The 12,962-nt window shown below is 54.6% G+C and carries 11 protein-coding genes; 3 read left to right on the top strand and 8 right to left on the bottom strand.

Annotation, left to right across the window (positions count from 1 at the left end; translation table 11 throughout):
* Window positions 1–92: 92 nt before the first annotated feature.
* Window positions 93–1,142 carry a PLP-dependent cysteine synthase family protein gene (locus tag V6944_RS11320; RefSeq protein WP_333499055.1) on the top strand — a complete coding sequence of 350 codons (1,050 nt, stop codon included), beginning with the start codon at window positions 93–95 and terminating at the stop codon, window positions 1,140–1,142.
* A 44-nt stretch (window positions 1,143–1,186) separates the two neighbouring features.
* Here the strand turns inward: V6944_RS11320 and cof are convergent, their stop codons facing one another.
* The gene (gene cof / locus V6944_RS11315) at window positions 1,187–2,005 is read right to left on the bottom strand and encodes an HMP-PP phosphatase (protein ID WP_333499014.1); all 819 of its coding nucleotides are present in this window, start codon (window positions 2,003–2,005) and stop codon (window positions 1,187–1,189) included.
* Window positions 2,006–2,104: 99 nt separating this feature from the next.
* Between cof and V6944_RS11310 the strand changes: the two genes are divergently transcribed.
* Window positions 2,105–3,805 (top strand): SgrR family transcriptional regulator, encoded by a 1,701-nt coding sequence (locus tag V6944_RS11310; RefSeq protein WP_333499013.1) that lies wholly within the window; start codon window positions 2,105–2,107, stop codon window positions 3,803–3,805.
* A gap of 67 nt (window positions 3,806–3,872) precedes the next feature.
* On the top strand, window positions 3,873–4,568 hold the full coding sequence (gene queC, locus V6944_RS11305) for a 7-cyano-7-deazaguanine synthase QueC (protein ID WP_333499012.1): 696 nt from the start codon (window positions 3,873–3,875) through the stop codon (window positions 4,566–4,568).
* Window positions 4,569–4,665: 97 nt separating this feature from the next.
* Here the strand turns inward: queC and V6944_RS11300 are convergent, their stop codons facing one another.
* From V6944_RS11300 to clpP, 7 genes are all read right to left on the bottom strand, one after another.
* A complete protein-coding gene (locus tag V6944_RS11300) occupies window positions 4,666–5,064 on the bottom strand; it encodes a YbgC/FadM family acyl-CoA thioesterase (protein WP_333499011.1) in 399 nt (132 codons plus the stop codon).
* 109 nt (window positions 5,065–5,173) lie between these two features.
* Complete coding sequence (locus V6944_RS11295; RefSeq protein ID WP_333499010.1) at window positions 5,174–5,551, bottom strand: helix-hairpin-helix domain-containing protein; 378 nt, start codon at window positions 5,549–5,551, stop codon at window positions 5,174–5,176.
* A gap of 148 nt (window positions 5,552–5,699) precedes the next feature.
* On the bottom strand, window positions 5,700–7,574 hold the full coding sequence (ppiD, locus tag V6944_RS11290; RefSeq protein ID WP_333499009.1) for a peptidylprolyl isomerase: 1,875 nt from the start codon (window positions 7,572–7,574) through the stop codon (window positions 5,700–5,702).
* 198 nt (window positions 7,575–7,772) lie between these two features.
* Window positions 7,773–8,045 (bottom strand): nucleoid-associated protein HU-beta, encoded by a 273-nt coding sequence (gene hupB, locus V6944_RS11285; RefSeq protein ID WP_035895161.1) that lies wholly within the window; start codon window positions 8,043–8,045, stop codon window positions 7,773–7,775.
* 209 nt (window positions 8,046–8,254) lie between these two features.
* Complete coding sequence (gene lon / locus V6944_RS11280; protein ID WP_185667145.1) at window positions 8,255–10,609, bottom strand: endopeptidase La; 2,355 nt, start codon at window positions 10,607–10,609, stop codon at window positions 8,255–8,257.
* Window positions 10,610–10,792: 183 nt separating this feature from the next.
* Entirely contained in the window at window positions 10,793–12,067 is a 1,275-nt protein-coding gene (gene clpX / locus V6944_RS11275) for an ATP-dependent protease ATP-binding subunit ClpX (RefSeq protein WP_220439719.1), read from the bottom strand.
* Window positions 12,068–12,201: 134 nt separating this feature from the next.
* Window positions 12,202–12,825, bottom strand: a complete 624-nt coding sequence (gene clpP / locus V6944_RS11270) for an ATP-dependent Clp endopeptidase proteolytic subunit ClpP (RefSeq protein WP_185667147.1) — start codon at window positions 12,823–12,825, stop codon at window positions 12,202–12,204.
* Window positions 12,826–12,962 lie beyond the last annotated feature (137 nt).

Here is a 12,962-nt window from a genome sequence, read left to right as displayed (position 1 = left end):
TCTCTCTTAATTCTATTTTAAAGGTCAGATGGCAACAAATTTTTCTGCACTTTTCGCTAAGCTGGGCACAAAATGACAAACGGAAAATAATGATGAATAGCACCTGGGTCAAACACGCCATCAGCGAAATTAACGCCGACTACCAACGCAGCGCCGACACGCATTTAATCCGCCTGGCGCTACCGGCTTTTCCCGGCATTCAGCTCTACCTGAAAGATGAAAGCACGCACCCGACCGGTAGCCTCAAACACCGTCTGGCACGTTCGCTGTTCCTTTACGGCCTGTGCAATGGCTGGATCAAAGAAGGCACCACCATTATTGAATCGTCGTCCGGATCAACGGCGGTTTCCGAAGCCTATTTCGCCCGCCTGCTTGGCCTGCCGTTTATCGCCGTGATGCCCTCCTGCACGGCGAAACGTAAGGTTGAGCAGATTGAGTTTTACGGCGGACGCTGCCACTTCGTCGAGAGCGCGTGTGAAATCTACGCCGCCTCGGAAACCCTGGCCCGCGAGCTGAACGGCCACTATATGGATCAGTTCACCTACGCCGAACGCGCCACCGACTGGCGCGGCAACAACAACATTGCCGACAGCATTTTCCGTCAGATGTCGCACGAACCCAACCCGGTACCAACATGGGTGGTGATGAGCGCGGGCACCGGCGGCACTTCTGCCACCATCGGCCGCTACATTCGCTGTCAGGGCTATGAAACCCAACTGATGGTGGTCGACCCGGAGAACTCCGTGTTTATGGACTACTGGCAGCACCGTGATGTGAATCTTCGCGGCAGCGTCGGCAGCAAAATTGAAGGTATTGGCCGTCCGCGCGTCGAGCCGTCGTTTATTCCTGACGTGGTTGATAACATGCTGCGCGTGCCTGATGCCGCAAGCGTCGCTACCGCTCAGTGGCTGGAAACGCAGCTTGGCCGTAAGGTCGGCGCGTCTACCGGGACCAATATGTGGGGCGCGTTACAGTTAGCCGCGCAGATGCGCGATGAAGGGAAAACCGGCTCGATCGTGACGCTACTGTGCGACAGCGGTGAGCGCTACCTCGACACCTACTACAACCCAGAGTGGGTGGCGAATAACATCGGCGACACGGCACCGTGGCGACAGGCTATCAACGCTCTGGTAGAGAAATAAAAAAAGCCAGGCATCAACGGAGCCTGGCTTGCTGGAAGGTCTCTCTATTCGGGGGAATAAGGAAGATTAGGTGTGTCCAGCCAATGAGCTAAATAGTGAGAAACCGCCTGATTTTTGCAGTTTCCGATAATCGGTAGATGGGGTAGCGCCGCTTTAAGCTGCCCCATCGCATTTCCCATGATAACGCCGCGCCCCACGAGCCCCAGCATTTCACGGTCATTCATCGCATCGCCAAAGGCCATGCACTCGTCCATACCCACGCCCAGATGGCGACTCAGCACCGACAGCGCCGCGCCTTTATTGCTGCCGAGCGGCAATACTTCCAGGCAGTCGACGGCGGAGAAACAGATATCTGCGCGCTTATCGAACGCCTCGACTAATTGCACCCGCAGACGGCAGAGATCGTCGTGATCGCCGCAAAAGCAGATCTTTGTCACCTGATGCGCCGGCATCATGCGCAGGTCGCGAAGCTGATAGCGGAAACCGCTATACACGTGCGCCTTTAACATTTCCGGTATTTCGCGTCCGGTAAACCAGCCGCCATCGTTAAAGACATGGACGCTGGCCTGCGTATCCCAACGAGTGTGCAGCACCTCTTCCGCTACGTCCGGGGAGAGATCGCTACGGTGCAGCACTTCCCCCTGCTGGGTATGAATACGCGTACCGTTGCCGGTTATCAGGAAGGCATTCAGCGACAGTTTTTCCACCAGCGGGCGCATTTCCAGCACGTGACGACCAGTGGCAAAGGTCAGCGTGATGTTCCGTTCACGCAGGCGCTTCAGCACCGCCACGGTTCTCTCGCCTAAACGATGGTCTGGCATCAAAAGGGTGCCATCCATATCAAATGCTGCCAGTCTTGCCATCTTTTATCCCGCCTGTGATCGCTCTCTCTTGCCACTCAGTATCTGCTGGGATATACGGAAGTAATACTGAATAGTTGATATTTATTGTTCCGGGTTTCTATGCGCCAGTTAAACCGTTTAAATCAGTTCCAGCGCCTGTGGCTGCCGTCGCAGGGAGAAGATCAGCAGGTCACCATCGCCGAGCTGGCCGCCCGTTGTTTTTGCAGCGAGCGGCACGTGCGTACTCTGCTGCGCCAGGCACAAGAGGCGGGCTGGCTGAGCTGGCAAGCGCAGTCCGGGCGTGGCAAGCGCGGGCGGTTACGGTTCCACACCGCGCCAGAAACGCTGCGCAATGAGATGATGGAAACCGCACTGAACCGCGGCGAGCAGCATAATGCGCTGGAGCTGGCGCAGATTGCACCGGTTGAGCTGAGGGCGTTGCTGCACCCGTTTCTCGGCGGCCAGTGGCAAAACAATACGCCGACGCTGCGTATTCCTTACTACCGTCCGCTGGAGCCACTGCATCCTGGCTTCCTGGCCGGTCGCGCCGAGCAGCACCTTGCCGGGCAGATTTACTCTGGCCTGACCCGCTTTAACCATGAAGCCTCACAGCCGCAGGGCGACCTGGCGCACCACTGGTCGGTTTCCGACGATGGGTTGTGCTGGCAGTTTTATATTCGTTCGACCCTGCACTGGCACAACGGCGATGCCGTTGAGACCGAGCAGCTTCGCCGACGATTGCTGATGCTGCTGGAACTGCCCGAACTGGCGAAGCTCTTTTCCAGCGTGAAAGCCATTACGCAGACGCATCCGCAGTGTCTGACCTTCACGCTGCATCATCCGGATTATTGGCTACCGCATCGACTGGCGAGCTACTGTAGCGTGCTGGCACATCCGGACGAACCATCGCAGGGCACCGGTCCATTTATGCTGAAAATTTTTGAGCCGGAGCTGGTGCGCATTGAGAGCCATCATCGCTATCACCAGAGCCACCCGCTGCTGCAGGCCATTGAATACTGGATCACCCCGCAGCTTTTCGAGCAGGGGCTGGGAACCAGCTGTCAGCATCCGGTGCAGATTGCCATTGGCAAACCAGAGGAGCTTGGCGAACTGCGGCTCGTCAGCCACAGCATCAGCCTTGGATTCTGCTATCTGGCACTGCGCCAGAGCCCGCGTCTGAGCAGCGCACAGGCGCAGAGGGTCATCGGGCTGATTCATCGCTCCGGCCTGCTGCAAAGCCTACCGTTGGGGGAAAACCTGATTACCCCCAGCGAAGAGATGCTGCCCGGCTGGGATATCCCGCTGCCGAAAGACGCCCCCGATGTTGCCCTACCGCCCCACCTGACGCTTATCTACCATTTGCCGGTAGAACTGCACACCATGGCCGAAGAGTTAAAAACAGCCCTGGCGAAACTGGGCTGCGAGCTGACGGTGATTTTTTATGATGCTAAAAGCTGGACCGGCTGTCCGGACCTGCCAAAAGCCGACCTGTTTATGGGTGACCGCCTGATTGGCGAGATGCCGGAGTACGCGTTGGAGCAGTGGCTACGCTGCGATGCGCTATGGCCCGCGCTCTTTACCGAACAGCAGGCCAGCCGCGTTCGCCAGGCATTAGACGACGCTCAGGCGTTGCCAAACGATAGTCAGCGAATCGCCGCGCTGAAGCACATCTTTACCCGTCTGATGAGTGAAGCAATGCTGACGCCGCTATTTAATTATCAGTATCAGGTCAGCGCGCCGCCGGGAGTCAACGGCATTCGCCTGAACGCCCGCGGCTGGTTTGACTTTTCCGCCGCCTGGCTGCCGCCAACAACGCGGTGAAGAAGCTGGTCGCCACGGCGCGCAGGCGTTACCATAGCGGCTTTTAGAGTTACTGACAGGAAAAGCCATGAAACGTGCCGTTGTCGTCTTTAGCGGTGGACAAGATTCCACAACATGCCTGGTGCAGGCGCTGCATCAATATGATGAAGTTCACTGCGTCACGTTTGATTATGGCCAGCGCCATCGCGCTGAAATTGACGTCGCCCGTGAACTGGCCTTAACGCTGGGCGCGCGCGCGCACAAGGTGCTGGACGTTACCCTGCTCAATGAACTGGCGGTCAGCAGCCTGACCCGCGACAGCATTCCCGTGCCGGACTACGAACCGGATGCCAACGGTATTCCGAATACTTTCGTGCCGGGGCGCAACATTCTGTTCCTGACGCTGGCGGCTATTTATGCTTATCAGGTGAAGGCAGAAGCCGTCATCACCGGTGTCTGCGAGACTGACTTCTCCGGGTATCCAGACTGTCGTGACGAATTCGTGAAGGCCCTGAACCATGCGGTTAGCCTGGGCATGGCAAAAGACATTCGCTTTGAAACGCCGCTGATGTGGCTCGATAAAGCGCAGACCTGGGCGCTGGCGGACTACTGGGACAAGCTGGACCTGGTCCGTACCGAAACGCTCACCTGCTACAACGGCATCAAAGGCAATGGCTGCGGCCACTGCGCGGCCTGTAATCTGCGAGCAAATGGGCTGAATCATTATCTGGCGGATAAGCCAGGGGTGATGGCGGCAATGAAGCAGAAGACGGGGCTGAAATAGGTCTGGAGACGTTCCCGGGGTCGCTTGCGCTCGTCCGGGCTACCGTTATGTCATGTAGCCCGGGCAAGGCGTTTACGCCGCCCCCGGGACAGGCACATTACTCAACCATTGCTTCCAGATGCTCCAGCAACTCCCCTTCCAGCGCCAGCGCCTTCTGCGTTTTTAAGTCGATACAGACGAAGGTAATCAGCGCGTCGGCAACTATCTGCCCTTCAGGCTCCAGCGTGACCACCTGACTTAATACGCCGCTTTTACCGTTCAATTGCTGCACCTTGCTGGTCACCGTCAGCAGGTCACCCAGCACCGCCGGGCGACGGTAATTAATATTGATGTTCACCACCACAAAAGCGATGTGGTTCGCACTCATCCACTGGAACCCCGCGCTGCTCTCCAACCCATCCCAGCGGGCCTCTTCGAGAAACTCCAGATAGCGAGCGTTGTTTACGTGCTGATAGACATCCAGGTGATAACCGCGAACTTTGATTTGTGTCTGCATAGCGCCATAGCCTTATTATTTTGTTTTTACATAGAGTCAGAGGTCACACCACTGGTATGACCTCTTTAGTCTGGCAAATTTTCAGACGAGTGCAAACACCTGATGCAAATTAAAGCGTGAGGTGCGCCAGATTACGCTCAACGAGCGAACTGCCCATTCCCGGCACCTGCTTGAGATCGTCCACCGTTTTGAACGGGCCGTACTCTTCACGATAGCTAACGATGGCCTGCGCCTTTTTCAACCCTACACCGTTCATCGCCTGCGCTAACGCCTCTGCCGACGCGGTATTGATGCTGACCCTGGTCCCTTCATCTTCCGCCATTTTAGCGGCAGGCGCGGCTTTCACCTGCTCTCCGGTATCCGTACTGGCTTTTGTCTGCGCCGCCTGCGTTTTCGCCGCAGCAGGCGCTGCCGCCTGAACGCTAAAGCTCATCCCCGCACACGCTAGTACCGCAGCCATAACAGACATTTTGATTCCACGTTTCATCTTGATTTCTCCTTGTTGATTGATAGCGAAAGCACCATAACGGTTAGCGCGCAACGGTTCAAAAGGCAGATTTCAAATGTGGAAAAGGCCGCGAAAGCGGCCTTTGATATGTACATCGCATTACAAAATTATGCGAAGCGAATTCCGATTATTGCTGCTGGTCGATGATGTCGCCGAGCTTAATCTTCGCGGATTTACGCAGGTTGTTCATCATCGCTTCGAAGGCGATTTGCGCGTTGTTCTGGGTAATACCCTGAACCATCGCTTTCTTCTGCGCTTCCGGCATTTCGCCCGCTTTCACTTCGTCCAGCGCTAGCAGAACCACGTTGCCCTGCATATCGTTGCCGATACCGTAGCTTGGTTTGTCTTTCTGCGGCAGCGGCAGTGCGAAGGCAGCCTGGCTCAGCGGATCCTGACCAGCGCGGCTCAGGGTTTTGCTGGCGCTAAAGGTCAGGCCTGCCGCTTTCATCGCGTCGTCGCCTTTACCGTCTTTCAGCGCGACCAGCAGTTTTTCAGCATCCAGTTTAGCCTGCTGCTCTGCTTTGTTGTGCTTAACGATATCGGTCACCTGCGCTTTCACTTCCGCCAGCGGTTTCACCGCTTCGGCTTTGTGCTCGCTCACGCGAATGACGAAGGCACGATCGCCGTCAACGGTGATGATGTCTGAGTTGCTGCCCGGCATGCCGTTCTCGCCAACCAGACCACCGTTGAAGATAGCCTCAGATACCGGCTTGAAGTTCAGCTCGGCCGGCAGGCTGTTACGGTCAAACCAACCGGTCTCAACCGCTTTCACGCCAGCCGCCTGCTCTGCACCCGCCAGAGAGTCGTTGTCGTTACTCGCCGCGTCGCTCACTTTCTGCTGCAGTGCATAGTAAGCGTCGAGCGATTTTTCCTGCTTCACTTTGTCCGCAATCTCTTTGCGCACGTCAGCCAGCGGTTTCACCTGTGCTGCCTGTACGTCGTCAAGACGCGCGACCAGGAAGCCCACGGAGGATTTGATCACGCCAGACAGTTGGCCTTTTTCTTTCAGACCGGCATTTTTCAGCTCGTCAGGCGTGGTAGAAGCTTCCAGCCAACCCATATCGCCGCCGTTACGTGCAGAGATGATGTCAGCTGATTTCTCTTTTGCCAGTGCAGCGAAGTCAGCGCCTTTGTTCAGGGCGTCCAGTACCGCTTTCGCATCCGCTTCAGTTTTGGTCTGAATCACGCTGTAGCGATCGCGCTGCGGCTGAGTGAACTGATCCTGATGCTGGTCGTAGTAGGACTGAATTTCGTCGTCAGAAACGGACTCGCTCATGGAGGCAGCGTCCAGCTTGATGTAGCTTACGCGGAACTGTTCCGGCGCGACAAACTGACTCTTGTTCTGCTCGTAGTAGCTAGAGACTTCCTGATCGGAAACCTGCTGCTTCGCCGCCAGCGCATTCACGTCGATCGTCGCTTCGCGAACCAAACGCTGCTGCGCAACCAGTTCGGCCAGCTGGTCGGTTTCGTCCGGCAGCATAAAGTCGGTACCGGCAACGGCGTTAATCAGCTGTTGGGTCGTCAGTTGGTTACGCAGCGCCTGCGCGTACTGATCCGCCGTCATGCCCATCTGATTCACCAGCGCGTTGTAGCGGGTGTTATCAAATTTGCCGTCGGTCTGGAAAGCTGGGGTGGCGAAAATCGCTTTACGCACCTGCTCATCGCTGATGCTAAGACCTAAAGTCTTCGCGTACTGATCCAGCAGCGATTCGTCGATCAGGCGGTTCAGCACCTGCTGACGCATCGTTTTGATGTAGTTTTCGTTGGCCGCCAGTTCTGAGTACTGGTCGCCAAGCTGCTGCTGCATGCGGTTACGCTCGCTAGCAACGGCATTTTCAAACTGGCCGCGGCCAATTTCCTGGCCATTCACTTTTGCGGCAAAATTATTGTTACCGCCGATCAGGTAACCACTCACGCCGGTCAAAATGAACGACACGATAATGAGCCCGAAAATGACTTTGATCACGACGCTGTTGGCTGCCGTGCGTAAATTGTCCATCATGGTGTAACAACACTCCGCTGTAGGTGACAAATACCTCGTGCAGCATAGCACGTGTGGCCGCTATTTTGACAAGAAACCGGGGCGCTTGTCAGCATGACACCGAATATAAACGCTTAAAAGTACACAATAAGCCATAAAAAAAGGCACATCAGATGATGCGCCCTTGTACTGTGCCACATTCCCTACGCGGGAAAGCGATCAGTTTACCGCGTCTTTCAGTGCTTTACCTGCACGGAACGCTGGCACTTTAGCAGCGGCGATAGTGATCTCTTTACCGGTCTGAGGGTTACGGCCAGTACGGGCAGCACGCTCTTTAACAGCAAAGGTACCAAAACCTACCAGTGCAACATCATCCCCGGCCTGCAGAGATTCAGTAACAGAAGCAATTAAAGCATCTAACGCACGTCCAGCTGCAGCTTTGGAGATATCCGCGCCAGCAGCAATTTTGTCAATCAGTTGAGATTTATTCACTGTTCTCTTCCTCTCTTTATTATTTATATCGCACCTGAATCCTTCACGGTGCAATCGCGGAGCAGTTATATCAGGACTCCCATGCCCTTACAACACCCGTCGTCATCGACACACCTGCCAGCCGTCTAAATTAGCGAGACAAAAAAAGGCTGGCAAGTCAGTTTACGCTTGCCAGCCTTGTTTTTATTAACGCTCTTTGCGCGAGGTCACTATTTTGCGCTTACAACCTGCATGCCAGACGGCTCATTTTGCAGCGCCAGCGCCAGAACTTCCTCGATGCGCTTAACCGGATGAATCTCCAGATCGGCCAGAACGTTGTCCGGAATCTCTTCCAGATCGCGTTTGTTCTCATCAGGAATCAGAACAGTCTTAATGCCGCCACGGTGTGCCGCGAGCAGTTTTTCCTTCAGACCACCGATTGGCAGCACCAGACCACGCAGGGTAATTTCCCCTGTCATCGCCACGTCTGCACGCACCGGGTTACCGGTCAGGCAGGAAACCAGCGCGGTACACATCGCGATACCCGCACTTGGACCGTCTTTCGGCGTAGCCCCTTCCGGTACGTGAACGTGGATGTCGCGTTTTTCGTAGAAATCTGGGTTGATGCCCAGTTTTTCTGCACGCGCGCGCACCACGGTCAGCGCTGCCTGAATGGACTCCTGCATCACTTCACCTAAAGAGCCGGTGTAGGTCAGTTTGCCTTTACCCGGTACACAGGCGGTTTCGATGGTCAGCAGATCGCCACCCACTTCCGTCCACGCCAGGCCGGTAACCTGACCAACGCGGTTTTCTTCATCCGCGCGACCATAGTCGAAGCGCTGAATGCCGAGATAGTCGTGCAGATTGTCGCCGTTAATATCGATGTGCTTCAGCTCTTTATCCAGCAACAGCTGTTTAACCGCTTTACGGCACAGTTTCGAGATTTCACGTTCCAGGCTACGAACGCCCGCTTCACGGGTGTAGTAACGGATGATGCCAACAATCGCGCTATCGTCTACCGTCAGCTCGCCTTTTTTCAGGGCGTTACGTTCGATCTGCTTCGGCAGCAGGTGACGTTTAGCAATATTCAGCTTCTCGTCTTCGGTATAACCGGACAGACGGATCACTTCCATACGGTCCAGCAGCGGCGCTGGAATATTCATGGAGTTCGAGGTCGCCACGAACATCACGTCGCTGAGATCGTAATCCACTTCCAGGTAGTGATCGCTGAACGCTACGTTCTGTTCTGGATCAAGTACTTCCAGCAGAGCGGAGGCCGGGTCACCGCGCATGTCCGAAGACATTTTGTCGATTTCATCGAGCAAGAACAGCGGGTTTTTAACGCCCACTTTGGCCATTTTCTGGATCAGTTTACCCGGCATAGAGCCGATGTAGGTGCGACGGTGACCGCGGATTTCCGCTTCGTCACGCACGCCGCCCAGCGCCATACGAACGTATTTACGTCCGGTCGCCTGAGCAATGGACTGCCCCAGAGAGGTTTTACCCACGCCAGGAGGCCCTACCAGGCACAGAATTGGCCCTTTCAGCTTGTTCACACGGCTTTGAACCGCAAGATACTCAAGAATACGGTCTTTGACGCGCTCGAGGCCGTAATGGTCGGTATCGAGGATTTCCTGCGCCTGGCGAAGATCTTTTTTGACCTTGCTGCGCGTATTCCACGGCACCTGCACCATCCAGTCGATATAACCGCGAACCACGGTCGCTTCTGCTGACATCGGCGACATCATTTTCAGCTTTTGCAGTTCGGCTTCGGTTTTCTCTTTCGCCTCTTTCGGCATCTTCGCCGCGTCGATCTTACGCTTCAGCGCTTCGTTTTCGTCAGGAACTTCGTCCATCTCGCCGAGTTCTTTCTGAATGGCTTTCATTTGCTCATTCAGATAGTACTCACGCTGAGATTTTTCCATCTGCTTTTTCACGCGGTTGCGAATACGCTTCTCAACCTGCAGCAGATCGATTTCTGACTCCATCATCGCCATCAGATATTCCAGGCGCTCGTTGATGTCGGACATCTCGAGAACGGACTGCTTATCTGCCAGCTTCAGCGGCATGTGGGCCGCGATGGTATCCGCCAGGCGTGCAGGATCGTCGATGCTGTTCAGCGACGTCAGCACTTCTGGTGGGATTTTTTTGTTCAGCTTGATATAGCCTTCAAACTGACCGATTGCGGTGCGTACCAGCACTTCCTGCTCGCGCTCTTCAATCGCCGGCGATTCCAGGTACTCTGCTTTCGCGGAGAAGTGTTCGCCGTTATCAGAGAGCGTAGAGATACGCGCACGCTGCAGCCCTTCGACCAGCACTTTGACCGTACCGTCAGGCAGCTTCAGCATTTGTAAAATAGAGGCCACGGTCCCGACGGTGAAAAGATCGTTTACACCCGGCTCATCCGTTGAAGCATCTTTCTGCGCGACCAGCATGATTTTTTTATCATGATCCATGGCCGCTTCCAGACAACGGATAGATTTTTCCCGCCCTACAAATAAGGGGATGACCATGTGCGGATAAACCACCACATCGCGCAACGGCAATACGGGGATTTCAATGCGTTCAGAACGCTCAGGATTCATAGAGCTCTCTCTTAGTTTAGTGTCCGCCAGGTAAGCTGGTTATGCGACTGTGCTTCACACAACCATTAACATGTAACCAGTATATGGGGATGTATTCCACACATTCAACGCCATGAATACGGAAAAATAAAAGGGGAGATAAAATCCCCCCTTTTTGATTAACTGATTGTATGAACTGGTGAATTATTCGCCAGATGCCTGCTGCGCTTCCGGCTTGCCGTAAATCAGCAGCGGTTCGCTTTGACCGGCAATCACCGACTCGTCGATAACCACTTTTTCGACGTCTTCCATAGAAGGCAGATCGTACATGGTTTCGAGCAGCGCGGCTTCTACGATGGAACGCAGACCACGAGCACCGGTTTTACGCGCCATCGCTTTCTTGGCGATAGCGTCCAGCGCTTCGTCACGGAATTCCAGATCAACACCTTCGAGGTTAAACAGCGCCTGATACTGCTTGGTCAGGGCGTTTTTCGGCTCTTTCAGGATCTGAATCAGCGCTTCTTCGCTCAGCTCAGTCAGGGTTGCAACCACCGGCAGACGGCCGATGAACTCAGGGATCAGACCAAATTTGATCAGATCTTCTGGCTCAACCTGGGTCAGCAGTTCGCCTTCGCTGGCTTTATCCGTTTTGGATTTCACCGTTGCGCCAAAGCCAATACCCGAACCGGTTTCAACGCGGTTACCGATCACTTTATCCAGACCAGCAAATGCACCACCGCAGATAAACAGGATCTTCGAGGTATCTACCTGCAGGAACTCCTGCTGCGGATGTTTACGGCCACCCTGCGGCGGAACGGCTGCCACGGTGCCTTCAATCAGCTTCAGCAGCGCCTGCTGTACGCCTTCGCCGGACACGTCGCGAGTAATCGACGGGTTATCAGACTTACGAGAAATCTTGTCGATTTCATCGATGTAAACAATACCGCGCTGGGCTTTCTGCACGTCGTAATCGCACTTCTGCAGCAGCTTTTGAATAATGTTTTCAACGTCTTCACCCACGTAACCTGCTTCGGTCAGGGTGGTTGCATCGGCCATGGTGAACGGAACGTCCAGCAGGCGCGCCAGCGTTTCGGCCAGCAGGGTTTTACCGGAACCGGTTGGGCCAATCAGCAGAATGTTACTTTTGCCAAGCTCAACGCCGTTGTTGGTATCACCGTTACGCAGACGTTTGTAGTGGTTGTAGACCGCAACGGCCAGCACCTTTTTCGCCTGTTCCTGACCGATAACGTAGTCATCTAAATGGTGGCGAATTTCGTGTGGCGTCGGCAGAGCACTGCGTTCACGATGCGGCGCCACTTCTTTAATCTCTTCGCGAATGATGTCGTTACATAAGTCGACGCATTCGTCGCAGATATACACGGATGGGCCGGCGATGAGCTTACGCACTTCGTGCTGGCTTTTGCCGCAAAAAGAGCAGTACAACAGTTTGCCCGAGCCATCTTTGCGTTTATCTGTCATGAGTCAAAACCTCTTTTTAAGTTCTTTGTGCCGCATATGACGACGCAAATGCCATTCTTAAGCGCAAGCTGCTACGCAAGCGTTGTGCCGCCCTTAGTATTATATACCGTGCAGCGGCACGTGCCGTCATGACATTAGTTACGTTTGCTCAAAATTGAGTCAACCAGGCCATACTCGACGGCTTCAGAAGCGGACAGGAAGCGGTCACGTTCAGTGTCGCTCTCAATCTGCTCCAGAGATTTGCCAGTATGGTGCGCCATAAGCTCATTCATGCGTCCTTTCACCTTCAGGATCTCACGGGCGTGGATTTCGATATCCGTCGCCTGGCCCTGATAACCGCCCAGCGGCTGGTGAATCATTACGCGGGAGTTTGGTAAGCAGAAGCGCTTACCTTTTGCGCCTGCCGTCAGCAGGAACGCGCCCATCGATGCCGCTTGCCCCATACAGATGGTGCTGACATCCGGCTTGATAAACTGCATGGTGTCATAAATAGACATCCCTGCTGTGATCACGCCGCCTGGGGAGTTGATGTACAGATAAATGTCTTTTTCCGGGTTTTCCGCTTCCAGAAACAGCATTTGCGCCACAATCAGGTTTGCCATGTGGTCTTCGACCTGACCGGTCAGAAAGATTACGCGCTCTTTAAGTAGACGGGAGTAGATATCAAAAGAACGTTCGCCACGTGAGGTCTGTTCAATGACCATCGGCACCAGGGCCATGTGGGGTGCAAAATTATCTCGTTCGCCACTGTATGACATTTCCGTCTCCTGGATAATAAATAAAATAGCCACAGCCTGCTAATTATAGAGATGCGGCGAGTGATTCGTTCCCTCAGTAATGGGTACGATCTTACCCTATTTCAAGCATAACAATATTTTGTTGATACGCTAACACC

The sequence above is a fragment of the Kluyvera sp. CHPC 1.2972 genome (assembly GCF_036759925.1).
Classification (GTDB): Bacteria; Pseudomonadota; Gammaproteobacteria; order Enterobacterales; family Enterobacteriaceae; genus Kluyvera.
The sequence above is the reverse complement of the archived record's forward strand: the minus strand, read 5'-3'. Positions and strand labels throughout refer to the sequence as shown.